Origin of the sequence: Micromonospora sp. WMMD1102, from assembly GCF_029626265.1 — a bacterium.
GTDB lineage: Bacteria > Actinomycetota > Actinomycetes > Mycobacteriales > Micromonosporaceae > Plantactinospora.
Genome location: NZ_JARUBN010000001.1, coordinates 3,061,934 through 3,087,624, shown reverse-complemented (window position 1 = coordinate 3,087,624; position 25,691 = coordinate 3,061,934). Strand labels below are relative to the sequence as shown.

The following is a 25,691-nucleotide window of genomic DNA, read 5'->3' as shown; positions in this document are numbered from 1 at the left end:
GTCCGGGACCGGGCGGGGCGGCGGTGGCGGCTACCGGCGGGCGGGTCGGACGACCCCGGCCGCCCCACCGCCGCGACGTACGGGTTCCGCCGACGCCACGACGCCGTGCCGTCCGGTGAACTCGATCGCCGTTGCCGCGCCCAACTCGGCGGTGGCCGTGAACGCCGGATGGCCGAGCGCACCGAGAGTGCTGCCGTAGGCGCTGACGAAGGCCGGTTCCGCCTGTGCCGCGGCGCTGTTGCGCTGTGAGGCGCGGGGTGCGGCCATCGCCTCCGGCAGCGTCATCCCGAGGTCGATCCGGTTCACCAGGATCTGTAGCACGGTGGTGATGATGGTGGCGCCGCCCGGGGTGCCGAGCGCCAGGAACGGGCGGCCGTCGTCGAGCACGATCGTCGGCGACATCGAGCTGCGTGGCCGCTTGCCCGGCGCCGGCAGGTTCGGGTCGGGTGCCGCACCCGGGGTCTGGGCGAAGCTGAAGTCGGTCAGCTCGTTGTTGAGCAGGAAACCGCGTCCCGGCACCACCATCGCGTTGCCGCCGGTCTGCTCGATCGTCAGGGTGTACTCGACGACGTTGCCCCACCGGTCGGCGACGGTCAGGTTGGTGGTGCTCTGTCCGGGGTTGCCGTCGGCACCGGCCGCACCGGTCGCGCAGTCGCCGTACCGGCCGTCGGGGTCGCCGGGCGGTACCGGCTTCGGGGCGGCCCGGTCGGGGTCGAGCCGGCAGGCGCGCTCGGCGGCGTACCGGTCGTCGAGCAGCTCGGCGAGGATCCGCCGGGAGGTGCCGTCGGCGACGTACCGGTTCCGGTCGGCGCAGGCGAGCGCACTCGCCTCCAGGTAGTGGTGCAGCGCCTCCGGAACGGTCAGCTCGGACAGGTCGAAGCGCTCCAGGATGTTCAGCGCCTCGCCGACCGCGACCCCGCCGCTGGACGGCGTCGACATGCCGTACACCTGGTAACCCCGGTAGTCGGACCGGGTCGGCGCGGGGAAGCGCAGCTCGTAGCCGGCGAGGTCGGCCCCGGTCATCCCGCCCGGCAGGATCGGGAACTGCCACGGCACGGCGGGGTCGGCGGCGACCGGTGGGCGGCGGACCGCCGCGACCAGGTCCGCGCCGATCGGCCCGGCGTAGAAGGTCCCGATTCCCCGCCGGGCGATCTGCCGGTAGGTGTCGGCCAGGTCCCGGTTGCGCAGGGTCGAGCCGACCGCCGGCGGCTGGCCGCCGGGCAGGTAGAGCTTGCGGGTCGCGTCGAACTGGGCGAACGCGGCGGCGTTGTCGGCGACCTGCTGCCGGAACGTGGCGTCGACCGGGAAGCCCCCGCTCGGCCACCTCGGCGGCCGGGGCGAGCGCCGCCGACAGCGGCCGGCTCCCCCACCGCCGCAGCGCTTCGTGCCAGTTCAGCAGGGTCCCGGGTACGCCGACCGAGAGGCCGCTGACCCGGGCCTGCTGGAACGGGTACGCCGTGCCGGTGGCCGGGTCGACGAAGGAGTCCTCGCGCATCGAGGCCGGCGCCGACTCCCGGCCGTCGATGGTGTGCACCCGTCGGCTGCCCGCGTCGTAGTAGACGAGAAAGCCGCCACCGCCGATGCCGGCCGAGAACGGTTCGGTCACGCCCAGCGTGGCGGCCGCGGCCACCGCCGCGTCGACCGCGTTGCCGCCGCGACGCAGTACGTCCAGGCCGACGGCGGTCGCAGTCGGGTCGACGGTGGACACCGCACCGCCGTACCCGTGTGCGGTGGGCGTCTTTAGTGGTTCGCCGGGCCGGCCGGCGGCGGCCGGCCCGGCGCTGGCCGGTGCCGACGTGGCAACCAGGGTGACGGCCACGACGGCGGCCATCCGGGACGTTGTTCCCGCTGTGAGCCTCACTGCCCCTCCAGGTCAGGTTGCGTCCTTGATAAGCCCTGTCGGGCCGCACGGCAACCGGAGGCCGGGCGGCTGGGCGCCCGGCGGCTCTCGGCTGATCGGTGGCCGGTGGCGGTGTGCTCGGCAACTGTGGTGTGTGGGCGCACGTCGCGTAGGGCATCCTAGGACGATAGGCTGCGACGGGTCGGAGTGGTCCGGCCCCGGTCGGGCTCAGCTGGTCGACTGGGCGACGGGTGGCCGGCCCAGCCGCCGGACAGCCAGCTCGGCGAGAAGCGCGGCGCCGTCAGCCAGCACACTGTCGTCGTAGAGCGCCCGGGGTGAGTGGTTGCCCGGCGCCGTCTCCGGATCGCCCGTCGCGCAGGCGCCGAGGAACACGAAGGCCCCGGGCACCCGCTCAAGCACCCGGGAGAAGTCCTCCGAACCGGTCAGCGGGTGGCGCAGTTCGGCGACACGTTCCGCGCCGAACAGCTCCCGGGCTGTCGAGGCGGCGAACTCGTGTTCGTCGGGATCGTTCACCGTGACCGGGTACTCCGGCTCGTACCGCACCTCGGCGCGCAGGCCGTGCGCCGCCGCGATCTGCTCGCACAACCGGACGGCGTGCCGGCCGAGTTCCGCGTGCACGCTCGGGTCGAAGGCCCGGACCGTCGCCTCGAAACTCGCCTCGTCCGGGATCACGTTGCGCCGGGTGCCGGCGTGGAAGGTGCCGACGGTGAGCACCACCGGCTCGAACGCGTCGAACCGTCGGGTGATCATCGTCTGCAACGCGGTGACCATCTCGCAGGCCGGCGGCACCGGGTCCAGGGTCGCGTGCGGTCGGGAGCCGTGCCCGCCCGCACCGACGACGGTGACGAAGAGGCCGGCCGAACCGGCCATCAGCGGGCCGGGACGGGAGGCGAAGACTCCACGGTCCAGGATGGACGAGAGCACGTGCAGGCCGTACGCGGCCTCGACGGGGCGCCCGGCGGCGGTCAGTACGCCCTCGTCGATCATCCGTCCGGCGCCGTCGTAGCCCTCCTCACCGGGCTGGAACATGAAGACCACGTCCCCGGCGAGGTCGGCGCGGCGGGCGGAGAGCAGCCGGGCGGCGCCGACCAGGCCGGCGGTGTGCAGGTCGTGGCCACAGGCGTGCATCATCCCGTCGTGCCGGGACTGGTAGTCGACGCCGCTGCTCTCGGTGACCGGCAGAGCGTCCATGTCGCCCCGGAGCAGCACCACCGGTCCGGGCGCACCGCCGCGCAGCACCGCCGTGACCGAGGAGAGCCCCGCTCCGGTGCGCACCCCCAGCGGCAACGGTTCGAGAGCGGTCAGCATCCGCTGCTGGGTACGCGGCAGGTGCAGGCCCTCCTCCGGGACCTGGTGCAGCTCCCGGCGCAGCCCGGCCAGCTCGTCCTGGATCTCCGCCGCATCCTCGCGCAGGCCCACCCGTCTCCCCCGCTCCCTGGTCGTCCTGGCCACCGTCGCCGCCGGGTCCGGGTGGCGGAAGTCTCGGCGAAGCCGGTCCGCGCCCGACCCCGGGGGACATCCGAGATCCTACGGAGCCGCCCCGGGCGAGCAAGCCTCATGATCACGCACTCGGGGTCCGGCGTGACGACCGGGCGGTGAGCAGCGGCGGCCGAGCAGCGAGCAGCTGCGGCGGGCGGTGCGCGGGGAGCGGCAGAGCAGGGAGCAGCGGCGTTTAGCGGTCGGTGCCCGGGGGAGACAGCTTCCCCGGTGATCCGCGTGCCCGGACGAGCGCCCGCGCGCCGCGGCGCCGCTCGCGGTGGCAGTGCGGGCTCGGTGAAGGGCGGATCGAGGGAACCCGCCGACGAGGAGGAGCCGACGTGGCCGACGCACGACGAGCAGGTCCGATCCGATCCACCGCCAGCCAGGGGCGACGGCCGGCGGACGGCCGGGGTGGCAGTAAGCGGACCGTCACCAGACCTGCCGCCGCCCGCAAGGCCACCGGTGCGAAGAAGGCCCCGGCGAAGAGCAGTACGAGGGCGAAGAAGGTCGCCACCGCCACTCGACGGGCCACCGGGGCGACGGCGGCCAAGACCCCGGCGAAGCGGCCGGCGACCGTGGCCAGGGCGGCGAAGAAGGCCGCTCCGGCAAAGCGGACCGCACCGTCGAAGCGGGCGCCGGCGAAGAAGGCGACCACGGGCAAGGCGACCACGAAGGCGACCACGAAGAGGGCCACCGCGAGGACCACCGCGCAGAAGGGTACGGCGAGGAAGGCTCCCGCCAAGAAGGCCGGTGCGACGAAGGCCCCGGCCCGAAAGGCCTCCGCGCGGAAGGCCGGTGCGCGGAAGGCCGGTGCGCGGAAGAGCGCGGCGGCGAAGCGCGGTGGCACGAGTACGGCCAGGCGGAACCCGGTTCGACCGGCGGGCGGGTCGCGGTAGCGGGTGGTGGAGTCAGATCTTCGGGATGACCGCGGCGATGGCGGTCGCGGCGAGCGGGCCGACGATCACCAGGCCGGACTGCAACTCGCTGATGGTGGTCCGGTTGACGCCGAGGATCTCCTCCAGCCTGATCCGGTCCTCGGCGGCGGAGATCAACTCGGCCTTCGCCACGTGGGCGAGGTCGGAGAACTCGTCGATGTAGACCTGGCAGCGTCGCCGCAACAGGGTGGCCGTCGGCACGTGCATCAGTGCGATCAGGATCGAGCCGGCTGCACCGATCACGAACGCGGTCGACTGGGGAATCTTCTCCGAACTGCCCCAACCGACGGCCGCGGCGCAGACCAGCACCATCACCAGCAGCAACGAGCCCATCATCTGCAACACCCGGGACAGCATCCGGCGCAGCCGCATCAGTGCGGCCAGCTGCTCGCCGGGGGTGCCGGAGAGACCGCGCATCGCGACGCTCCGGACACCGGCCAGCGTCGCCCCGGCCGGCAACGCCCCGAGCACCACGAGCGAGACGAAAGCGACCGCCCGCCAGGTGAGGCCACTGCCGAGAATGGCGTGCGCGGTGACGACGCTGCCGGCCACCAGTACCAGGAAGGCGAACATCGACGGGAGGACCCGGCGTACCGACACCCGGTGGATCTGTTGCAGATCGTGCCACCGGGCCACTCCGGACCCGATGGTCGACCCGCTGAGTGCGCCGAGCAGGCCCGCGACAGCCGCCCAGAGCAGCCACTCGGTGCGGAACTCCGGCAACCGCCGGTCGGGATTGGAGAAGGCCACCCCGATCGCGGCAGCCGCGCCGGCCATCATCATCAGGGTACGGACCACGCGCGGCCAACCGGCCAGGCCAAGGGGGCGCGGGCTGCTCCGTTCCGGCGCCACTGCCGGCATCGGGGCGGTGGGTGTCGGTGCGGCCGGCGACACGTCCAGGGCGGTCATGACAACGGACTCTAGAGCCGGCGCCTCCCCACCGGCCGGTGAGGGTCCAGCCAGGACGCCGGAGACGACGGGAACCGGGTGCGTGCCGGCCACCTGGTCAGCCGGGGGTGCGCCGCAGGGCTGCGCCGAGTCGATCGAGGTGCTGGGCGACCGGACCAGCGGTGAGCATGCCGCTGCCGGCTCCGGCCAGTTCGTGGGCCGCCGGTGCGAGGGCGGCGTGGGCTCGCTCCAGTACCGGACGGTCCTCCAGCATGATCGCGGCCTGGCCGGTGAGGCACCAGAGCGCCTCGAAGAGCAGGTCGGGCGGCGGCTCCGGGCTCTGGCGCAGCGCCCCGGCCGCGTCGGCCGGACGGCCCTGCGCCAGCAGGACGAGGGGACGGGCCCAGGGTGCGTACGGGCCCCAGTCGGGATGTTCGTCGGGGTCCGCCGGTCGGCCGTGCCAGACCTGGAGGCAGAGCAGGGCCAGCGGCAGGAGACCCCGTTCGACGCCGGGCATGCCGGTGCCGGTGAGCTGCGCCGCCGCGCTCCGGTAGGCGGCCTCGACCTCCGGCACCGCCGCTCCGGTCGCGGCCAGCCGCAGTGCCCGGTACCAGCGGGTGAAGACGGCGACCAGTGGCCGTTCGTGTCGCTCGGCGACCCCGTCCGCGGCGGCGGCGTGCCGGTCCGCCCCGGCGAAGTCGCCGAGTGCACTGCGGGCCTGGAGGCGGATCAGGTGTCCGAGTACCTGATAGGTCGGCAGACCGTGCCGGGTGGCCAGCGCGACGATCTCCGTGCCGATCGCGTCGCGTTCCGGAGCGAGCCCGGCGACCTGGAAGCTCTGCATGAACACGCCGTTGAGGGCGAACGCCAGCAGGACCGGGTCGGCCAGGCCACGGGCGATCCGTTCCGCCTCCCGAGCTGCCTCGGGGCCGCGGGCGGCCCGGATGCCCCGGGACTCCACGGCGATCGTGCCGAGCAGCCGGGCCCGGGTGGCGGCGGACGAGTCGGGGTGCAGCGCGGCCAGGGCGCGTTCGGCGGCCGCCACGATCCGGGCGGCCTGCTCCGGGTCGTCGGAACGGGTCCAGATCGCCGGTACGTCGTAGCCGCCGATCACCCGGGCCGCCAGTTCGGGATCACCAAGCTGCTCGGCGGCGGCGATGGTCGCGAACCGCTGCCTCCGGGCAGCCTCCAGCCCGGCTCCACCGGTCAGCGCGAGACTGCGCAGCAGGCCGACTGTCGACTCGATCCGGGCCCGGGCACCGGACGCCACCGTCTGGTCGTAGGCTGCCGCGGTCTCCGCCCAGACCCGATCCGCCGACATCTCCGCCAGCACCCCGTCCCCGGGCGGCCCGGGGTCGCCGGCGGTGTCCGCCGGCTCGGCCTGCCGGAGGATGTCGGTCTCCAGCCGACGCAGCCGGGGGCCCGGGTCGATCCCGAGCTGGTCGACGAGAAGGTCCCGGGCCCGGCGCAGCACGGCCAGCGCGTCCCCCTGCCGGTCCGTGCGGTAGAGGGCCAGGGCCAGCAGCCGCCACGCCTCCTCCCGCCAGGGATGCTCGGCCACGTGGGCGTCGAGGTCCGCCACGGACTCGGCGGCGCGGCCGAGCGCCAGCAGCGCCCCGGCCCGCGACTCGACCGCGTACAGCCGGAGCTGTTCGAGCCGACCGCGCTCCGGACGGGCCCACGACTCGTCGTCGAACCCGGCGTACGCGGGGCCGCGCCACCAGCCGAGGGCCCGGTCGAGCCGGTCCAGGGTCCGTTGCGCCGGTTCGTCGGGACTGCCGGCGACGGCCGCCTCGAACCGCCAGGCGTCCACCGCGTCCCGGGCTGCCCGCAGCGCGTACCCCGGTCCCTCGGTGACCAGCAGTCGGGCGGGCTGTCGGGGCGGCCGATGCGGCTCCAGCGCGCGCCGCAGTGCCGCCACGAAGGTGCGGACCGCACCCACGGCGCCCGGCGGAGGCGCTGCCCAGAGGTCGTCGACGAGCCGGTCGACGGGTACGACCCGACCGCGCGCGACGATCAGCCGGGCCAGTACGGCGCGATGTTTCGGCCCCTTCACGTCGATCGGTTCCCCGGTGCCGTCCCAGACCGCCACCGGCCCGAGCACCCCGAAGCTGACCTGCACCGATCCACCCTTCCGCGCGGTCCTCCGTTCCACCGCGACGCGCCGGGGCGGGCGGAGGCGACCAACGTACCGCGCCACCCGGCCGGTTGTCGGTCGCTCATCGGTTGCTCATCCGTGCCCGGCACGCTGGACGGGCCCACCCGGGCAGGACCTACCAGGAGAGGAACATCCATGACCACCGCGATCCCAGGCTTCGACTACCGCCGGGTCACCGTCGCCGACGACGTGACGCTCTCCGTGGCGGTGGGCGGCTCGGGCAGCCCGCTCGTGCTGCTGCACGGCTTCCCGCAGACCCATCTGATGTGGCGGCACGTCGCCGTCGACCTGGCCGCCGAGCACACCGTGATCTGCCCCGACCTGCGCGGCTACGGTGCGAGCGACAAGCCTGCCGCCCGCGACGCCGGGACGTACGCCAAGCGGACCATGGCGGCCGACATCGTCACCCTGGCCCGGGAACTGGGCCATCCGCGCTTCGCGCTCGCCGGCCACGACCGGGGTGCCCTGGTCGCGGTCCGCGCCGGCCTCGACCACCCGGAGGCGGTCTCCCAGCTCGCGGCGTTCGACGTGCTGCCGACCCTCGACATGTGGGACGTCCTGCACGGGGCCGGCGCGGCGGTCGCGTTCCACCTCTATCTGATGGCCCAGCCGCCGGGCCTGCCGGAGCAGCTGATCTCGGGCAGCCCGGACGCCTTCTTCGGCTACTTCCTGGACGCCTGGACCCGGGATCAGGCAGCCATCCCGCCGACGGTCCGGGCCGAGTACCTGCGGGCGTCCCGCGAGGCGGTTCCGTCGATCGTCGCCGACTACCGCGCCTCCGCCGGAATCGACGTCACGCACGACGAGGCGGACCGGGCCGCCGGCCGCCGGTTGGCGATGCCGGTCACCGTCGTCCAGCAGGACTGGGGCGCGGCGCTCGGCTACGACGCCGCCGCGCTGTGGCGGGCCTGGGCCCCGGACCTGGTCCACCACACCACCTCGGCCGGCCACTTCATGGCGGAGGAGGCACCGGAGGAGATCGCCGGGGTACTGCGCACGCTCGTCACGCGCTGACCCGCCGAGTCGGCGGGCTGACCCCGCCGACCCGGCGGCGGGACGTGGCAGCGGCGCCGGCGGTCCGCGGGTGATCCGGCGGTCCGGGGTCGGGGCCTGAGGGGCGAGCACGGCCGCGACCGGCCGGCCGCGGTCACCGGCCCGGCGTACGCAGGGCGCTGGCGATGGCCGTGGTCACCAGGCGGTGCACGGCCGCGCTGTCGGGTCGGTCGCCGGTGCGGTCGGCGAACAGCAGGTGCCCGGCCCCGATCAGGGTGTAGCCGAGGGTCTCGACGTCGGCGTCGGCCGCGATCCGCCCCAGCGCACGCTCCTCGCCGAGGTACTCGCCGAACATGACGGCAGCCTCGGTCAGCACCGGTACGCCGGCCGGCCAGGTCTGGCGGAGCCGGGCCCGTAACTCGTCCCGGAACGTCACGAGGGCGACGATGGCCACCGCGACCGACCCGAACAGGGCCGCCAGGGCGGTCGCGAGGTTGTCGGCGACGGTGCCGGTGCCGGCGGACCGGCGCAGGGCGGCGGCCTGGGAGTCGAGCCGGTCGATGCGGTCCAGCACGTACCCGGCGAGGAAGTCGTCGAAGTCGTCGAAGTGCCGGTGCAGCACGCCCTTGGCGCAACCCGCCTCGGTGGTGACCGCTCGGCTGGTCAGCGCGCTCGGCCCGTCCCGGAGCAGGATGCGGTCGGCGGCGTCGAACAGTTGGGTTCGGACGTCGCGGATTGCCACTCCGGTCGGCACCGGCGCCAGCTCCCTTCCTCGCTGGGACGACCGGTCCATTCCAGCACGACCAGCGGCCGGAGCGCCCGGCAGAGGGTCGGCGGGATCCTCGGATTGACGAGTGGGCGCTCGCCCACTAGCGTGGGCACATGCCCACTTCAACGTCGGAACAGCCAGGTCCGGTCGAACCACACCGCCATCGCCAGGTGGCGGAGTCGTTCGGCACGGACCCGGAACGCTACGACCGGACCCGGCCGAGCTATCCCCCGGCGCTGCTGGCGCGGATCGTCGCCGCCAGCCCCGGCCCGGACGTCGTCGACGTCGGCTGCGGCACCGGCACGGCGAGCCGGCAACTGCGGGCGGCCGGCTGCACCGTCCTCGGCGTCGAACCCGACGCGCGGATGGCCGAGTTCGCCCGGCGTACCGGGATCGAGGTCGAGGTGGCGACCTTCGAAACCTGGGATCCGGCCGGCCGGCGGTTCGACGCCGTCGTCGCCGGCACCGCCTGGCACTGGGTCGACCTGGTCGCCGGCCCGGCCCGGGCCAGCCGGGTACTGCGTCCGGGCGGCCTGCTGGCACCGTTCTGGCACGCGTTCCAGCTTCCGCCCGAGTTGGCGGACGCCTTCGCCGGGGCCTACCGGCAGGTCGCCCCCGACGCGCCGTTCCGGATCCCGGCGGCGTGGCCGGGACTCGACTCCTACCAGCCGATGTTCGACGCCGCAGCCGACGGGATCCGCCGGGCCGGCGGGTTCACCGAGCCGGAACAGTGGCGATTCGACTGGGAACGCGGCTACACCCGCGACGAGTGGCTGGACCAGCTACCCACCTCCGGCGCGGCGACCCGACTGCCCCCGGACGCCCTGGCCGAACTCTGCGCGGCCGTCGGGGCGGCCGTTGACACGCTGGGCGGCAGCTTCACCATGCGGTACAGCACCGTGGCGGTGGCCGCCACCCGTACCGGCGCCAGCGACTGACCTGGGGTCAGCCGCGACGGTGCCGGGATGCGCCCGAGGGCGTCCCCCGGTCGGGAGGGACGCCCTCGGCGGAACTTGTCGTTCGGTCGTACCGGCCCGTCAGTCGTCGTCCTGCACCGTCAACATGCCGTACGCGTCACCCACCGAGACACCCTGCACCGCCTTCACCGCGACCACGTACCGCCGGCCGTCCCCGGGCTGGGTGTTGCCGGTCACCGGGACCGGAACGGCGATCGTCGTACTGCCGGACGTGACGTTGACCAGGCTGGCCGTGGCGAGCCCGGTCACCGGGTCCACCACGAAGACCCGCACCTGCCCGGTGCCGCTGCCACTGCCGGAGACCTGCGCCGGCACCTGGTAGGTGACCGTGCCGGAGTTGCCCTCCTGGACCGTCCGCTCGCCCAGGTCGACCCGGGGCATCGACACCGGCTGTGGCGCCGGGGTGCCGGACCGCCAGCCCCAGGCGTCGATCAGCCAGATCCGGGCCCAGGTCTCGCCGGCCCGCGGCACCAGCACCAGGGTGGTCACCTGGTTGAGGTTCAGCCCGGCCGACCTGGCGTTGGTCAACGGCATCCGCACCTCCTGCGCCCAGTCGTCGGCGGTCTGCGTCGGCGCCGGCAACGGTTCGAGGGTGGCGGTGCCGAGCGTGGCCTGCCGGCCCGCCGAGTCGGCGACGGCGATGTCGAACTGGGTACCCGGGGAGCCGCTCGGAACCGCCACCCGCAACGCCACCGCCTCCGCGCTGGAGAGCGAGACCGCCGCGGGCGGCCGGAGGTTGACCGGGGTGCCGGGCGACCGCCAGTCCACCTCGATCGCGTACCGGCCGGCCTCCGGGACGATCGGGTCGAAGGTCGCGAAGTGCGGGGAGTTCGAGTTGGCGCACCAGGCCGGATTGCTGCCGGCGGCGACCTGCTCGCAGAGCCGGGCGGCGGCACCGTTGACCACGGTGGAGCTGTCCGGGACGAGGAAGCGGGTCCGGTTGCCGCCGACCGCGTGGCTGAGCACGGTCGCCGGGTCCGTCGAAGGCGCCCGGAAGCCGGAGCCGTCCAGCAGCGGGCGCACCTGGTCGTTGCCGGCCACGAAGGTGGCCGCGGCGGCGGCGACGTAGCTGGCGCCGACGTTCTGCTGCTGCACCGGGGTCAGCCGGCTCGGCGACGCGCTACGGCAGACCGGGTCGTAGGGGCTGGGGTAGTCGTCCCAGGACTTCGCGGCGGAGAGCCCGGGAGTCCACTCGGTGTTGAAGTAGTTGTGGTTGGCGCCGACGGCGTAGACGACGCCGTGCAGGGCGAATCCTCGCCCGACACCCCGGGTGGCGTCCGCGTAGAGCTGCCCCTCCAGGTCGGACAGGTCACCGTCGCAGCTCGGCAGGATCGTCACCGACGGTACGTCCGGAGCCGGGTTGTGGCTGTAGATGGACGGGGCGATCAGCGCCAACCCGCGGATCTGCCAGCGCACCGTCCCGGGGTAGCCGTCCTGGGCGGCGGGCGGCCGGCTGAGACTGTCGACGGCGGCCCGGCTCACCCCCTCGCCACCTCGGGAGTGGCCGACCAGCAGCACGTTGGACATGTTCGGCACCGGAGCCGAGCGGACCACGTCCGGCGCGGTGGAGCGGCCCGAGCCGGCCCAGTCCGCCCAGCGGCCCAGGTGCAACCGGACCAGGGAGGAGCGGGCCTGCGCACCGGCGTCCTGCGGCGGTAGGCCGGCACCGTCCTGCGCGTTGATCGAGTTCGCCGCGACGGAGACGGTGACGTACCCCTGCGAGGCGAGGAGTTGCTGGATCCGCTCGTACCCGCGATGGCTGGGCAGCGTGTTCCAGCCGCTCGGGCAGGGCCAGACCGTGGTCGGCTCGGCGGTGCCCTGGTAGCAGGTGGGGTGCCGGCCGTGCAGGATCAGCAGCAGCGGACGCTGCCCCGAGGTGCCCTGCGGCGCGACGACGTAGCCGCGCATCTCCACCGGTACGGCGAAGCCCGGCAACTGCACGTCCGGCAGCGCGTACTCGCCGCTGGTCGTCGAGTACGGGCCGGGCAGGCCCGGGTCCACCGGGTTCGCCGGAAGTTGGGCCGCGGCCAGTGCCGGTGGCGCAGCACTGCCGCGTGGCACCGTCTCCTCGACCGGCGCGTCGAGGCGCCGCCCGCTGGCGCGTACCCGCAGGTCCGTCAGGTTCCGGGCGGTGACGTCGTCGATGAGCAGTCGGAACGTGCGCTGGTCGCCCGCCGCGCCGGGTCGGCCGAGCAGCCGGTCACCGGCGTAGAACTCGACCGCCGCGTCGCCGGTCCGGACCGGTTGGCCCGATCGCCAGCCGAGCTCGAACCCGGAGGCGGTCGGGGTAAGCGTCCAGCCCTCCGGCAGGGACGTCCGGGCGGCCACACCCGGCCGACCGCCCGGCTCCGCCGGGCTGGCCCAGGCGGCGCCGCCACCGCCGAGCGCCATGGTCAACGACATTGCGGCAGCCGTCACCGCTGTGCCGACGTGCATAGACGTCCTCCCCCGTGCGTATTCCGTTGTCGGCCCGGGAACGCCAACTCCTTCGGGAGCGCTCCCAGGCCGGTGCGCCACCAATCCTAGAGCGCGCCAGGCACCACGATCAATGTCTCATCTACATAGGACGGAGCGCGGTGGCCACGACCACGGACGGCACATTTCACGAACCCCCGTGCTGCACGGTGAGCAGGTCGCCGGGTTGACAGTCCAACTCGCGGCAGAGCGCGGTCAGGGTGCTGAACCGGATCGCCCTGGCCCGCCCGTTCTTCAACACCGAGAGATTGGCCAGGGTGAGACCCACCCGGTCGGCCAGCTCGGTCAGGGTCAGGCCGCGTTCGGCCAGCAGCCTGTCCAGGTGGACCTCGATCCGGTGCTCGTCCTCGGGCGGCATCAGATGACCGTCTCCAGCTCCGCCCGCATCGCGACACCCCGCCGCACGATCTCGGCCATCGCGAAGAACCCGAACCCCAGCAGCAGCAACAGCCCGCTACGCGTCAGGTCGACAGTGGTGGTCGCCGCGCCGTCCGCGGTGACCCGACCGGTCAGCTCGAACGAGGCGACCACCTGGAGGAGCTGGGCCAGCAGACCACCGCCGAGGCCGACCCAGCCGATCGACCGCAGCCGCCGGACGGTGGCGGCGGAGAACGGATCCTCCCGGCGGGCTCGGCGCAGCGCGAGCCAGAGCAGCGCCAGCACCGCTCCGCCGACGAGGAGCGCCGGCAGCCCGGTCAGGTGGTAGGCCACCAGTTCGCCGGGACCGGGGTCCGCGACCCGCACCTCGACGTCGCCGCCGACGACCACGCCGGAGCGCAGGCCGGCGGTGGCACCGTCGACGCCCGGCAGCGCCTCCGCCGGCACCCTGGCGACGACCGGCCCGCCGCGGAGCAGGGAGACGAGCTGGAAGACGATGGTCCCGGCCACCACGAGCAGGGCCAGTGCCACGACTCCCTGTAGTTCGGCCAGCCAGTCCGGCTTGCGCAGTCCCATGCCACACCTCCACCTTATCGATTAGCGATATCTCGATAATCGATAAGAGGCGGCTCGTTGTCAACCCACGCCCGCCGGACCGAGCCGGCGCACGGTCCGCTCAGGAGCGGGCCGGCACGGGGGCGTACTCGGAGACGTGCGCGCTGACGATCCGCCAGCCGACGGGCAGGCGTACCCAGGTCTGGGTCTGCCGGCCGGTCGCGGCGCCGCCGGGATAGTCGAAGAAGGTGTTCACCACCGCCGTGTCGGTGCCGAAGGTGCTGATCAGCGTGCCGTACAGGCGGCGGCCCGGTGGCAGCGGCGGCTGCGCCGACCGCCACCGCCGCTGCTCCTCGATGCCGATCTGGTGGTCGGCGACGCCGAACCGGACCGTCCGGGCCGACGCCCAGAAGTACCCGACGATCGCGTCCACCTCCCCGGCCACCAGCGCCGCCTCGTAACCGGCGAACTCGGCCGCGACCTCGGCGACCACCTCGGGCCGGTCAACGTCCACCGGTGTTGGCCTCCGCTCCGGCGGCCGACGGCGAGGCGACCGGCTCGTCCTCGGTGTCGGCCTTCACAGCGCCGGCCGACGGCGAGGCGACCGGCTCGTCCTTTCCGGCCGCGGGGGTCACCGGCGACGGCGTACCAGGCTCCGCCGGCCGGGCGCCCCCGGCGCCGTGCTGGCGGTCCAGCTCCAGCTCCTCCGCGTCCGGCTCCCGAGGTGGGATCTTCGCCAGCGCGAAGAGGCCGCAGAGCACCGCCACGAAGAGGTAGCCGAGCGCGACCTGCCCGTTGGCGTTCCACTCGATCCGTTCGCCGTGGATGAGCCCGACGAAGGAGAGCACCGCGCCCACCCCGGCGAAGACGGCCGCCCGGCCGAACCGTTTGTCGATGATGAACACCACCACCGCGCCGAGGACCAGACCGGCCAGGATCGCACCCTGGCCGAGCACCAGCAGCCCGTCGTAGACGACACCGGCCCCGGCCAGCGCCGAGTCGCCGACCTCGGCGGCGGTGGTGCCGGCGGCGGCGAGCGCGTTGTCCATCTGCCCGGTCGCCCAGGCCGCGATGTTCGGCACCAGCGCGGCGACCACCGCCGCACCGTGGATCCGGGGCGTCGCCTGGAACGCCTGCGCGCCGATCAGCAGGCCGATGTAGAGCAGGATCGGCACGATCGCGGCGGTCGGGAAGATCGTCGCCAGCAGCCCGAACATGCCGAGGAAGCAGAGTACGGCGATGACCACGCCGGTCGCCATCGAGTACCCGCTGCGGCCACCGGCCGCCTTCCAGCCCGGATGCCCGACGTAGACGGCCGGCGGGAACGGGGAGCCGAGCGCCGAACCGATCACCGCACCGGCCCCGTCGGCCAGCAGTACGCTGCGCAGGTTGTAGCTGTCCCCGGCGGTCGCCGCGCTCTCCACGTTCGTCATCCCCTCGGTGAAGTTGTAGACACCGAGCGGGATCGCCGTGGCGAGCAGTGGAGCCATCTCGGCGAGGCCGTCGAAGAGCAGCCCGAACTGCAACGACGGCAGTCCGAGCGCGATGTCGCCGGCCGCCGCCGAGACGTCGGGCACGGACATCGCGCCGCCGAGCCAGCCGATCGCGGTACCGACCAGCAGGGCGACCAGGCCGATCGGCAGGTTGCCGGGCAGGCGTACGTCGGTGAGCAGCCCGATCAGCAGCAACGCGAAGACCGGCAGGGCGACCCAGGCCATCCGCCACATCTGGCCGGCCGGGTTCATCGAGATGAACGTGATCGAGATCCCGGCGAGCGTGCCGAGCAGCGCGGCCCGGGGCGCGTACTGCCGGATGTAGGGTCCGACGAACGCGCCGACCAGCACGATGACGCCGATGATGAACGCCCAGGCCACCCCGGCCTGCCAGGCCTGCCGCGGGTCCTGGGTACGCAGGTAGATCGGGAGCATGATTACGAAGATCACGATGAACATGTGCGGCACGCTGGGCCCGTACGGCAGCGCGGTGACGTCGGTGCGGTTCTCCCGGCGGGCCAGCCGGCGGGCCAGCACGGTGTAGTAGACGTTGCCGGCGACCAGGGCGATGCCCAGCGCCGGCAGGATGGTGCCGAAGACGTCGCCGGAGGAGAGCCGGACGACACCGAGACAGAGAGCGGTCAGGGTCAACACGTTGACCAGGACGTTGACGCCGAAGCCGAAGAAGGCGTTGGTGTCACCGCGTACCCACAGCGGCAGGCTCGCGGCGGCGCGTTCGGTGCTTCTTGCCATGACGGGCACTCCTCGCGATCAGGAGGGTTGCAGGACGGACGGGGCGGGCTGACCGGCAGCCGCGGTGCGCAGGGCGGCGGTCAGCGCGGTCGAGTCGGCGACCCAGCCGAAGATGCCGCCCTGCGCGGCGATCATGTCGAGGCCGACCCGCTGGAACTCGGGAAAGTAGGAGCCGACGCAGTCCGCCAGCACCAGGCACTCGTAACCGCGGTCGTTCGCCTCCCGCACCGTCGTGTGCACGCAGACCTCGGTCGTCACGCCGGTGACCAGCAGGCTGCTGATGCCACGATCGGCGAGCAGGGCGTCGAGCCCGGTGGCGTAGAAGGCACCCTTGCCGGGCTTGTCGACCACCGGCTCACCGTCGACCGGGGCCAGCTCGTCGACGATGTCGTGGCCGTACTCCCCCCGGATCAGGATCCGGCCGTTGGGGCCGGGGTCGCCGATCCGCATGCTGGGGGCACCCCGGTCCCGCTTGGCCGGCGGGCAGTCGGAGAGGTCCGGCAGGTGGCCCTCCCGGGTGTGTACCACCGGCAGCCCGGCCTGCCGGGCCACCGCGAGCAGCGCGGCCAGCGGGTCGATGGTGCGGCGCAGCTCGGCGACGTCGTTGCCGAGGCTCTCGCCGAAGCCGCCGGGTTCGAGGAAGTCCCGCTGCATGTCGATGACCAGCAACGCGGTCGTGGCCAGGTCGAAGGTGTACGGGTGGGGACGCGCGTCGACGATCGGCATGGGTCGTCCTTGGGTAAAAGGGTTCCGTGGGGAGGAGATCCGGCGGGAGGGAAGCCGGCGGGTGCGGCGAGAACTCAGTCCTCGGTGATCGCGGCGAGGACGTCGGCGGAGTTGGCGACGCAGCCGAACACCCCGCCCTGCATGGTGACCATGTGCAGGGCGGCCGCGTGGTTGGTCGGGTCGGTCGCCCCGGTGCAGTCGGAGAGGATCAGGCACTCGTAGCCCCGGTCGTTCGCCTCCCGCATCGTCGTGTGCACGCAGACGTCGGTGGTGATGCCGGTCAGGATCAGGTGGGTGATGCCCCTGGTCCGCAGTACCAGGTCCAGGTTGGTGGCGTAGAAGGCACCCTTGCCGGGCTTGTCCACGACCACCTCGCCGGCGACCGGGACGACCTCGGGCACGATCTCCCAGCCGGGTTCGCCCCGGACCAGGATCCGGCCGCAGGGACCGGCGGCACCGATCTCGGCGCCGATCCGGGCGGATCGCCAGCGTTTGTTGGCCGGCAGGTCGGACAGTTCCGGGTCGTGGCCCTCCCGGGTGTGCACCACCAGCAGGCCGATCTCCCGGGCCCGGGCAAGCAGCCGGGCGGTGGCCGGCAGGCCGGCCCGGGTCAGCCCGATGTCGTAGCCCATGCTGTCGACGTAGCCGCCGGGGCCGCAGAAGTCGACCTGCCAGTCGATGCAGAGCAGTGCGGTGCGTTCGGCGGGTGCCGAACCGTCGTACGGCCAGAGGTAGGGGTCGGCTTTGACGGGGCCGATGCGGGGCATGGGGGCTGCTCCCTTCGGACGGGCGTGGTCAACCGGTACGCGTGCCCTGCCGGTAGGCTCGCCAGCCCCCGGCGGCGCTGATGTCCTCGGCGGTCGCGACGGCGGTCGCGTACGCCTCGGCGAGGAACCCGAGCACCTCCCGGCCGTCGTGCAGGCGCAGCCAGCCGAGGGAGAGTGGCGCGGGCACTCCGCGCAGCAGCCCACCGATCGCGTCGACCGGCAGCCGCCACAGTTCGATCTCGATGGCCGCGCCCCGCCCCGGGCCGACCCGGACCAGGCTCGGCAGGCCGACACCGTCGTCGGAGGGCAGCCGGTACAGCCGGTAGAGCGGCGCGGTCCGGGCGAGGCCGGCGAGGGTCGCGCCCCGCTCGACGAGCTCGGAGTTGCGGGACTCGCCACGCAGGTGCCGGCCGACGACCGCGAGCAGCACCCGCGGGTCGCCGTCCGGCGGCGGTTCGGGGCAGTTGCCGGCCCGGTCCGCGAGCGGATCCGGCCGGCCGGTCAGCGCGGCGGCGAGCCTCGTCAGGGTGCCGTCGCTGAAGGCCGGCCCGAGCAGGGTCAGGCTGGCCGGCCGGCCGGCCGCGGTGAACCCGTTGGCTACGCTCACCGCCGCCAGGTCCAGCAGATTGGCGAACTGGGTGTACCTGCCGAGCATCAGGTTCCGCCCGATCGGGTCCTCGCCGATCTCCGCGAGCGTGAACGTGGTGCCAACGGTCGGCACCACCAGTACGTCGATCCGCTGCCACAACCGGTCCGCCCAGGCGCGCAGTTCCCGGAGCCGGTGCCACGCCCGGAACAGGTCGGTGGCGTCGTGGCGCCGACCTTTCTCCAGCACCTCCCGGGTCACCGGCAGTACGGCGTCCGGCCGGCGTTGGAGGAAGTCGCCGAGGTCGGCCAGCCGCTCCGCCACCCACGGCCCCTGATAGAGCAGGTCACCGGCCTCGAAGAGCGGCCCGATGCCGACCGTTTCGGTGCCGCCGACCAGGTTGCCGAGCCGGTCCCGCCCAGCGGCGAACCGGTCCCGCTGGCCGAGGTCGCCGAAGAAGTCCAGGTCCTCCGTTCGCGGTACGCCGAGCCGCACCGCCGACGGCTCCCGCCCGGCGACGTACCCGGCCGGCAGTGCCCGGCTCCAGGGGTCGTCCGGGTCGACGCCGGTGGCCACCGCGAACACCGCCGCCGCGTCGTCGACACTGCGGGAGAAGATCGAGACACAGTCGAGCGACCGGCAGGCCGGAACCACGCCGAGGGTGCTGAGCAGCCCTCGGGTCGGCTTCAGCCCGACGATCCCGTTGCAGGCGGCAGGCACCCGCCCGGAGCCGGCCGTGTCGGTGCCCAGCGCGAACGCGACCGTGCCGGCGGCGACCGCGACCGCCGAACCGGAGCTGGAACCACCGGAGATCAGACCGCCGCCGAAGACGCTCTGCACCGCTCCGTACGGCGAACGGGCTCCGGTCAGCCCGGTGGCGAACTGGTCGAGGTTGGTCTTGCCGACCAGCATCGCCCCGGCGTCGAGCAGCCGGGTGACCACCGGAGCCGTCCGCTCCGGACGGTACGCGAACTCCGGGCAGCCGGCGGTGGTCGGCAGCCCGGCGACGTCGATGTTGTCCTTGACCGCGAACGGCACCCCGTACAGCGGCAGGCTGGCCAGTTCGGTCCGGCGCCGATGCAGCTCCGCCGCCCGGTGGCGGAGCTGCCCGGCCGGAACGGTGCTGATCCACACCGCGTCCCCGGCGGGCTCGGGAAGGGCGGCGAGGACCCGTTCGGCGACCTCCATGGTGGTCAGTTCGCCGGTCGAGTACCCGGACCGCAGCTCCGTCGCGGTGCCGATCGGCTCTGGCATACAAACGATTGTCGACAGTTCTGTTTCGACGGAACGCCACCGAGGTAACGACGATGTGTCGCGGCCGGCGGCCGGCGCCGTACGCTCCCGCCCGGGGCGGGCCGGTCAACCCGGGTAGGACAGGAGGGCAGTCAGCCGAGGTAGGACCGGGCGCCGTGTGAGGCGAGCACCTCGATCACCGACTCCGGGTCGCCGTCCGCGACCGCCGCGAGCAGTCGCTCGTGCCGGTGCAGACCGTCGCCGGGCTGCGCCACCTCCGCCTCCCGGCGCAGGTTGAGCGCCATGTAGAGCTGCAACTTCAGCAGGATCGCCTCGTAGACGGCGGAGAGCTGCCGGTTGCCGGCGAGCGCCACCAGTTCGACGTGGAAAGCCCGGTGCGCCTCGGCCACACCGAGCCGGTCGCCGGCCTCGATCGCCTCGCGCATCCCACCCAACGCCGCCCGCAGCCCGGCCAGCTCCGTCACCACACGGATCGGCAGGGCGGCACGCACCGCGTGCCGTTCGAGGACGTCGCGCACCGCGTACAGTTCCTGGACGTCCCGGTCGGAGAGGGTGGCCACCCGGGCACCCCGCCGGGGTACGTGTTCGACCAGTCCCTGCTGGGCGAGCAGCCGCAACGCCTCGCGCAGCGGGGCCCGACTGATCCCCAACCGTCTGGTGAGCTGCTCCTCGACCAGCCGCTCCCCCGGCCGGGTCTTGCCGCTCAGGATCTCGCGACGCAGCCGGAGTACGGCAAGCTCGACGAGACTCGCACTCTCCAGCTCGCCGTCCACGGCCGGTCCGGCACTGCGGTACGACGAGACCGGCCCGCGCTGTCCGGCCGGGTCACGAGCGGCGTCATCGCCGAGACTGACGGCCCGCTCGGTTGACTCGGTCACGCCAAGAGTCTGCCACCCACCCCGACCGACTCGGTCCCGGGCCGACAGGTGGCCGGGTACGCCGCTGGCCGGGTCCCCTGTGGTGGGGACCCGGCCAGCGGGTGGTTCTCGGTAGCTGGTTAGCTGTTGTTCCAGGCTTCGGCGACGAGGTCGGCTGCCTGGTCCTCCCACTGCGCGTACGCCTGCGGGAAGGCCGACACCTGTACCTTCTGCGCCGCCACGGTCAACGGCAGATCCCGCCAACCATCAACCTGCGCCAGACCCTTCAGGAACGCGGTCGTCGCATACTCCGGATCGGTGATCTGCTCCACCGAACCCCAACCCGACGACGGACGCTGCTGGAACAGCCCCTGCGAGTCATGGTCGTTGCGGTCACCCAGATGACCCAGGTTCTCCAACTTCGACTCCTGCAGCGAGGTACCCACCGCGATCACCGCGGCACGCTCGTCCATCCCCGCCTTCTTCGTCGCCTTGACAATCGCCCGCACGTTGTCAGCCTGCTCGGCCGACAGCGGAATCCGCGACTGCTCACCGGACACACCATGCGGCACGAGGCGGTCCCGCGACGGCACACCCTTACGATCCCTCTTCCTGTCACCCTTGTCGCTCTTCTTGTCACCCTTGTCGCCCTTGTGGTCCTTGTCGTTCTTGTGGTCCTTGTCGGCCAGTACCGACTGCGACACCGGCGAACCCACATGCTCCGGGCTGGCCTGCGCGGCCACGGCCGGGCCGGCAACAGCACCACCGACGAACGCCAGACCAGCAACACCGAGGGCACCCTTACGAACGATCGACGTCTTCTCGACGGCCGGAAGCCACCGGCTGAACAGCATCGTGTTCATGATGGTCGTCCTTCCAATCGGGGATGAGACACCCGCCAAAGGGGGGACGGCAGGCGCCATCGGAAAAACAGAACTCAAGACTTGGCTCGGCCGGGCTACCAGCACCCGCGGGGGACACGGCGCGGTCCGCACTCAGCCGAACACCGTATGTAACGACCGGGGGGCCGGGATCATTCCCGCCAGCCCAGCTATCTGCCCAGGTCACGGGCGGTACTACTCGACCGTACGCGTAATGTAACGACCGACCCCCCGCCAACATTCCGCCGGACCGACTCGATCACGAACCCGAACCGGACATCCGACCCGTTTCGTCGCGGTCAACGCGCGGCCAGACGGCACCCCGGACGGAGACTGTCGAGCTGCCCCGCCCGTGCGCCCACCACCCCGCGACAACGCCCGAAATGTCGCGCCCCGTCCATGCACCCAGCTCGACAGTCCGCACGCGAGGTATCCCCCAGCGGCAAGGTAGCCGTCGGCAGGTAGCCGTCGGCTTTACCGATCAGGCTGCGCTGAGCCGGACGACGAACCGGCAGCCCTCGGCGGTGTTCTGCACGTCGACGTGCCCACCGTGCGCTTCGACCAGTCCGTGCACGATGGCGAGGCCGAGGCCACCCGAGGCACCCCCGCCGGCACCGACCCCCGGGCCGGGGGTACGGGCCGGTTCCCCCCGGAACGCCACGTCGAAGAGCCTGGGCAGGTCAGCTGGGGGGATGCCGCCACAGGTGTCCGCTACCGCGAGCCAGGCAGCGTCACGTTCCCGGCCCGCCTCGACGCGTACCGTGCCGTCCTCGGGGGTGTACCGGACGGCGTTGAGCAGCAGGTTGCCGACCACCCGGGCGAGCTCCGGTTCGCTGGCCACCACGGTGGGCCAGCCGGACTCGGCCGCGACGAGCCGGATCCGCCGGGCCGCCGCCAGCGGCGCGGTACTCGCCAACGCGTCCGAGACCACCTCACCCAGCGGTACGGCGGTCAGCGACAGACGCAGTGCCCCCGCGTTGATCCGGGACAGTTCGAACAGGTCGTCGACGAGCCGGGTCATCCGGTCGGTCTCGGTCCGGATGCGGCGGTGGTACTCGCCGACGGTCTCCGGGTCGTGCACCACCCCGTCCTCCAGCGCCTCGGCCATCGCCCGCAGCCCGGCCAGCGGGGTACGCAGATCGTGCGAGACCCAGGCGACCAGGTCCCGACGCCCCTTCTCCAACCGCCGCTCCCGCTCACGGGCCTGGGCCGTCCAGACCGCCGCCGCCGCGAGTCGCCGCCCGAAGTGCCCGCCGACGGCGAGGCTGACCACCGCGGCCGCCGCGACCGTGATCAACACGACCTCCAGGTCGTGCGGGGACAGGAACATCGCCTCGGCGACCACGGCCACGCCGCCGACCACCGCCAGTACGGTCACGGCGAGCAGCACGTACAGGTGCACGGTGATCGAGGTTCGCCGCAGCCGCCGCAGCAGCAGCGCCCCGGCCAGACCGACGGCCAGGGCTGCGGCGAGCGCGATCGAGAAGATGAACGCCAGGTCACGCATGGGCCGGCTCGTACCGGTAGCCGACGCCCCAGACCGTCACGATCCGGCGTGGCTCGGCCGGGTCGTGTTCGATCTTCTCCCGCAGCCGCCGGACGTGCACGGTCACGGTCGAGTGGTCGCCGAAGTTCCAACCCCAAACCTGTTCCAGGAGTTCGGCCCGGGTGAACGCCCGGGACGGATGCCGCATCAGGTGCACCAGCAGATCGAACTCCCGCAGCGTCAGCGCGAGTTCGGCGCCGCGCAGTATCGCCAGCCGGGGACCGGTGCGGACCTCGAGGTCGCCGTCGGCGAGCCGGTCGGGCCGGTCCGGTGCCGGCTCACCGGCGACCCGGCGGAGCACCGAGCGGACCCGCAGCACCAGTTCGCGGGGCGAGAACGGCTTGCTCAGGTAGTCGTCGGCGCCCAACTCCAGGCCGAGGATCCGGTCCGCCTCGTCGCCCCGCGCGGTCAACATCACGATCGGGATGCCGTCCGGCCGCCTGCGCAGCTCCCGGCAGACCTGTAGGCCGCTCATCGTCGGCAACATCAGATCGAGTACGACGAGATGGGGCGCCCGACGCGCGACGGCGGCCAGCGCCTCCGCGCCGTCGTCGACGTGACTCACCTGGTAGCCGGCGTGCCGCAGATAGCGGCAGACCACGTCGCTGACGGTCCGGTCGTCGTCGACCACCAGCACCCGCTGCGTCACCACCCACCTCCCACCGGTCCCACCCGGCCAGCGTAGCCACGCCGCCGGCCGAAGCCGGTCGGCCGAGATCTTGCGGGAGTCTTACGGCCGGGCCGGGACCGGCGGCGCGGGCATCGGCAGACCATACGGTGACCGGAATGCGGATACTCGTCACCGGAGCCGCCGGTTTCATCGGCTCACACGTCGCGGACCTGCTCGTCGACAACGGGCACGAGGTGGTGGCGGTGGACGCGCTGCTGCCGCAGGTGCACGGCGCGGCCGCACCGGAGTGGGCGCACCGGCACCGCCCGGTCGTCGGTGACGTCCGCGACCTCGACCTGCTGACTGGACTGCTGCGCGGCGTCGACGCCGTCTGCCACCAGGCGGCCATGGTCGGCCACGGTCTCGACCCGGCCGACGCTCCCGACTACGCCGGGCACAACGACCTCGGCACCGCGACCCTGCTGGCGGCGATGCACAGCGCGAAGGTACGCCGGCTCGTGCTGGCCAGCTCGATGGTGGTGTACGGCGAGGGGCGCTACCGCTGCGCCCAGCACCAGGTGGTGCGGCCGTCCGAGCGGCGGCCCGCCGACCTGGCCGCCGGCCGCTACGAGCCGCGCTGTCCCCGCTGCGCCGCCCCGCTGGCTCCCGGCCTGGTGCCCGAGGACGCCTCGCTGGAGCCGCGCAGCACGTACGCCGCGACGAAGCTGGCCCAGGAACACCTGGCCGGGGCGTGGGCCCGGCAGACCGGCGGACAGGTCTGGGCGCTGCGCTACCACAACGTCTACGGCCCGCGGATGCCCCGGGACACCCCGTACGCCGGGGTCGCCTCGATCTTCCGGTCGGCGCTGGCCGCCGGCCGGCCGCCGCAGGTGTTGGAGGACGGGCGGCAGCGGCGCGACTTCGTCGCCGTCGGCGACGTCGCCCGGGCCAACCTGCTGGCGTTGCACACCGCCCCGCCGGAGCCGATCGTGGCGGTGAACATCTGCTCCGGCGAGCCGCACACCGTCGGCGAGCTGGCCCGCGAGCTGGCCACCGCGACGGGCGGCCCCGAGCCGGTGGTGGTCGGCGGCGGACGGGCAGCCGACGTCCGGCACGTGGTCGCCGATCCCGCCCGGGCGGGCCGGCTGCTGGGCTTCGCCGCCCGGACCTCGTTCGCCGAGGGTGTCGCGGAGTTCGCCGCCGCGCCGCTGCGCGCACCGGCGACCTCGGGAGACCGGCGACAGTAGGCGGCTGCCCGACAGGCCGACCCACAGGTCTCAGGAGACGGTCCACAGCAGGTGGTTCACCGCCAGCGCGGTCAGCGCCTGCGCCGCCAGCCACCGGGACCGGTGCCGGGCCGGCAGGTGCGCGGTGGCGACCAGTAGCCAGACGCCGAACGGCAGCCAGATCCGCTCGACCTCCGCCTTGCTCAACCCGGACAGGTCCGCCACCAGCACCGTCACCGCTGCGGCGATCGGCAGCCAGACCGCCGGCCCGCCCGAGCCGGCCAGCCGACTGCCCGGCCGGACTCCCACCCGGTCGGCCGAGGGGCGGGCAGCGTCGCGGACGGTTCGGCGCGACCGCCGGTCCGCACGCCCGGCCCCGCCCCCGTCGCGCGGCACGGCCGCCAGGCCGGTCCAGCCGGCGAGCACGGCGCGGCGGAGTGCCGGCCCGAGCACCGGGCCGACGGCGAGCAGCAGGGCGGCCAGGTTCGCCCAGATCCAGTACCCGTACGGGCGGTCCGCCGCCCAGCCCTGGTAGTAGCGCCGTACCACCAGGTGGTAGCCGTCCCACCACCAGAAGCCGGCGGCGGTGAACCCGGCGACGACGACGGCCACCGCCAGCACGGCGGCCAGAAAGGCACCGGCCCGGTCCCGGGTACGCAGCACCAGGACGGTCAGCGCGAGCAGGCCGACGAGCACGAACCCGTACGACAGGTACAGCGCGAAGCCGAGCAGCAGGCCGCCGAGCGCCGCCCGGCCCCGCCCGCCGACGGCCAACAGGGCCAGCCCGGCGGCGACCACCCCGGCGAAGATCCCGTCCGCCGAGGCGCCGACCCAGACCGCACCGGGGAACAGCAGCAGGAACGGCCATCCGGCCCGGGCGGCGCGCTCGTCGCCGAGCGCCCGGAGAGTCACCGGAACCGACACCGACACGGTCGCCCCGACCAGCACACAGGCCAGCCCGGCCAGGGCGCCGCCGCCGAGGCCGACCCGGTCCAGCAAAACGAAGATCAGCAGGGCGCCCGGCGGATGCCCGGCGGTGTGCGTGGACCAGGAATCCGGCTGGAAGTCGAGGATCCGCCCGGTGAACCCCGCCAGCATCGCGCCGATGTCGGTCACCCGGGGCACCTCGTGCAGGTACTCGGCCTGCACCGTCAACCGGTCGGCCAAGCCGGCGGACCAGCCGTCGACCAGGGCCAGCGAGATCGTCCAGGCCAGCGCGCCGAGGTAGCCGACGGCCAGCAGCCGGGGCCACGAGGCGGCCAGGGCGAAGCGGTGGCCGTACCCGACCACCAGCACGGCGACCAGCAGCGCGACCGGGGTGCCGGGACCGACGTGCGGTCGCCAGCTGGCGTAGAGCGGGGCGGCGTCGGCGTACAGGTCGGCGCCTCGGGCGTTGAGCAGCGCGCCGACCGCGATCGCGGCGGCCAGCAGCACCGCCTCGACCGTGACGACGACCGCGTCGGCGTGCCGGGGTCGTACCGGCCGGGTGCGGATGGTCATGGCGACGGCGACGGTACGAGGCGC

General features: G+C 73.5%; 21 protein-coding genes and 1 pseudogene. 3 read left to right on the top strand and 19 right to left on the bottom strand.

All coding sequences use genetic code 11. The features are described from left to right. Window positions 1-30: 30 nt before the first annotated feature. The 5 genes and pseudogenes from ggt to O7626_RS13710 form a co-directional block, all read right to left on the bottom strand. A pseudogene (gene ggt / locus O7626_RS13730) lies at window positions 31-1,831 on the bottom strand (gamma-glutamyltransferase). A gap of 237 nt (window positions 1,832-2,068) precedes the next feature. Further along, window positions 2,069-3,280: a M20 family metallopeptidase gene (locus tag O7626_RS13725; protein ID WP_278061559.1), complete on the bottom strand. Its 1,212-nt coding sequence runs from the start codon at window positions 3,278-3,280 to the stop codon at window positions 2,069-2,071. A 253-nt stretch (window positions 3,281-3,533) separates the two neighbouring features. Further along, a complete protein-coding gene (locus tag O7626_RS13720) occupies window positions 3,534-4,187 on the bottom strand; it encodes a hypothetical protein (RefSeq protein ID WP_278061558.1) in 654 nt (217 codons plus the stop codon). 61 nt (window positions 4,188-4,248) lie between these two features. Next, the gene (locus O7626_RS13715; RefSeq protein ID WP_278061557.1) at window positions 4,249-5,184 is read right to left on the bottom strand and encodes a hypothetical protein; all 936 of its coding nucleotides are present in this window, start codon (window positions 5,182-5,184) and stop codon (window positions 4,249-4,251) included. A gap of 97 nt (window positions 5,185-5,281) precedes the next feature. Continuing rightward, window positions 5,282-7,285, bottom strand: coding sequence for a BTAD domain-containing putative transcriptional regulator (locus O7626_RS13710; RefSeq protein ID WP_278061556.1), 2,004 nt, complete (start codon window positions 7,283-7,285; stop codon window positions 5,282-5,284). A gap of 171 nt (window positions 7,286-7,456) precedes the next feature. On the opposite strand from O7626_RS13710, the gene O7626_RS13705 reads away from it, so the two are divergent. After that, window positions 7,457-8,335, top strand: coding sequence for an alpha/beta fold hydrolase (locus tag O7626_RS13705; protein ID WP_278061555.1), 879 nt, complete (start codon window positions 7,457-7,459; stop codon window positions 8,333-8,335). Between the two features lie 133 nt (window positions 8,336-8,468). Here O7626_RS13705 and O7626_RS13700 read toward each other — a convergent pair whose 3' ends face one another. Beyond that, window positions 8,469-9,068, bottom strand: coding sequence for a TetR/AcrR family transcriptional regulator (locus tag O7626_RS13700; RefSeq protein WP_278061554.1), 600 nt, complete (start codon window positions 9,066-9,068; stop codon window positions 8,469-8,471). Window positions 9,069-9,253: 185 nt separating this feature from the next. On the opposite strand from O7626_RS13700, the gene O7626_RS13695 reads away from it, so the two are divergent. Beyond that, a complete protein-coding gene (locus O7626_RS13695) occupies window positions 9,254-10,021 on the top strand; it encodes a class I SAM-dependent methyltransferase (protein WP_278061553.1) in 768 nt (255 codons plus the stop codon). A gap of 99 nt (window positions 10,022-10,120) precedes the next feature. Here O7626_RS13695 and O7626_RS13690 read toward each other — a convergent pair whose 3' ends face one another. The 12 genes from O7626_RS13690 to O7626_RS13635 form a co-directional block, all read right to left on the bottom strand. Next, entirely contained in the window at window positions 10,121-12,496 is a 2,376-nt protein-coding gene (locus tag O7626_RS13690; protein WP_278061552.1) for a hypothetical protein, read from the bottom strand. Window positions 12,497-12,662: 166 nt separating this feature from the next. Next, window positions 12,663-12,893: a helix-turn-helix transcriptional regulator gene (locus O7626_RS13685; protein ID WP_278061551.1), complete on the bottom strand. Its 231-nt coding sequence runs from the start codon at window positions 12,891-12,893 to the stop codon at window positions 12,663-12,665. Then, the gene (locus tag O7626_RS13680) at window positions 12,893-13,489 is read right to left on the bottom strand and encodes a DUF2975 domain-containing protein (RefSeq protein ID WP_278061550.1); all 597 of its coding nucleotides are present in this window, start codon (window positions 13,487-13,489) and stop codon (window positions 12,893-12,895) included. Before O7626_RS13680 ends, O7626_RS13685 begins: the two co-directional genes overlap by 1 nt. Window positions 13,490-13,589: 100 nt before the next feature. Further along, window positions 13,590-13,982 (bottom strand): AtzH-like domain-containing protein, encoded by a 393-nt coding sequence (locus tag O7626_RS13675; RefSeq protein ID WP_278061549.1) that lies wholly within the window; start codon window positions 13,980-13,982, stop codon window positions 13,590-13,592. Next, window positions 13,972-15,714, bottom strand: a complete 1,743-nt coding sequence (locus O7626_RS13670) for a regulator (RefSeq protein WP_278061548.1) — start codon at window positions 15,712-15,714, stop codon at window positions 13,972-13,974. The genes O7626_RS13675 and O7626_RS13670 overlap by 11 nt, the downstream gene beginning before the upstream one ends. Window positions 15,715-15,732: 18 nt before the next feature. Continuing rightward, on the bottom strand, window positions 15,733-16,440 hold the full coding sequence (locus O7626_RS13665) for a cysteine hydrolase (protein ID WP_278061547.1): 708 nt from the start codon (window positions 16,438-16,440) through the stop codon (window positions 15,733-15,735). A gap of 74 nt (window positions 16,441-16,514) precedes the next feature. Then, entirely contained in the window at window positions 16,515-17,207 is a 693-nt protein-coding gene (locus tag O7626_RS13660) for an isochorismatase family cysteine hydrolase (protein WP_278061546.1), read from the bottom strand. Between the two features lie 28 nt (window positions 17,208-17,235). Beyond that, the gene (gene atzF, locus O7626_RS13655; protein ID WP_278061545.1) at window positions 17,236-19,047 is read right to left on the bottom strand and encodes an allophanate hydrolase; all 1,812 of its coding nucleotides are present in this window, start codon (window positions 19,045-19,047) and stop codon (window positions 17,236-17,238) included. A 131-nt stretch (window positions 19,048-19,178) separates the two neighbouring features. Then, on the bottom strand, window positions 19,179-19,925 hold the full coding sequence (locus O7626_RS13650) for a GntR family transcriptional regulator (protein ID WP_278061544.1): 747 nt from the start codon (window positions 19,923-19,925) through the stop codon (window positions 19,179-19,181). A 119-nt stretch (window positions 19,926-20,044) separates the two neighbouring features. Continuing rightward, window positions 20,045-20,767 carry a hypothetical protein gene (locus O7626_RS13645; protein ID WP_278061543.1) on the bottom strand — a complete coding sequence of 241 codons (723 nt, stop codon included), beginning with the start codon at window positions 20,765-20,767 and terminating at the stop codon, window positions 20,045-20,047. A 499-nt stretch (window positions 20,768-21,266) separates the two neighbouring features. After that, window positions 21,267-22,292, bottom strand: a complete 1,026-nt coding sequence (locus tag O7626_RS13640; protein ID WP_278061542.1) for an ATP-binding protein — start codon at window positions 22,290-22,292, stop codon at window positions 21,267-21,269. Next, window positions 22,285-22,980, bottom strand: coding sequence for a response regulator transcription factor (locus O7626_RS13635; RefSeq protein WP_278061541.1), 696 nt, complete (start codon window positions 22,978-22,980; stop codon window positions 22,285-22,287). Before O7626_RS13635 ends, O7626_RS13640 begins: the two co-directional genes overlap by 8 nt. 137 nt (window positions 22,981-23,117) lie before the next feature. On the opposite strand from O7626_RS13635, the gene O7626_RS13630 reads away from it, so the two are divergent. Continuing rightward, window positions 23,118-24,188 carry an NAD-dependent epimerase/dehydratase family protein gene (locus O7626_RS13630; protein WP_278061540.1) on the top strand — a complete coding sequence of 357 codons (1,071 nt, stop codon included), beginning with the start codon at window positions 23,118-23,120 and terminating at the stop codon, window positions 24,186-24,188. A 30-nt stretch (window positions 24,189-24,218) separates the two neighbouring features. Here the strand turns inward: O7626_RS13630 and O7626_RS13625 are convergent, their stop codons facing one another. Next, on the bottom strand, window positions 24,219-25,667 hold the full coding sequence (locus O7626_RS13625) for a hypothetical protein (RefSeq protein WP_278061539.1): 1,449 nt from the start codon (window positions 25,665-25,667) through the stop codon (window positions 24,219-24,221). Between the last annotated feature and the right edge of the window lie 24 nt (window positions 25,668-25,691).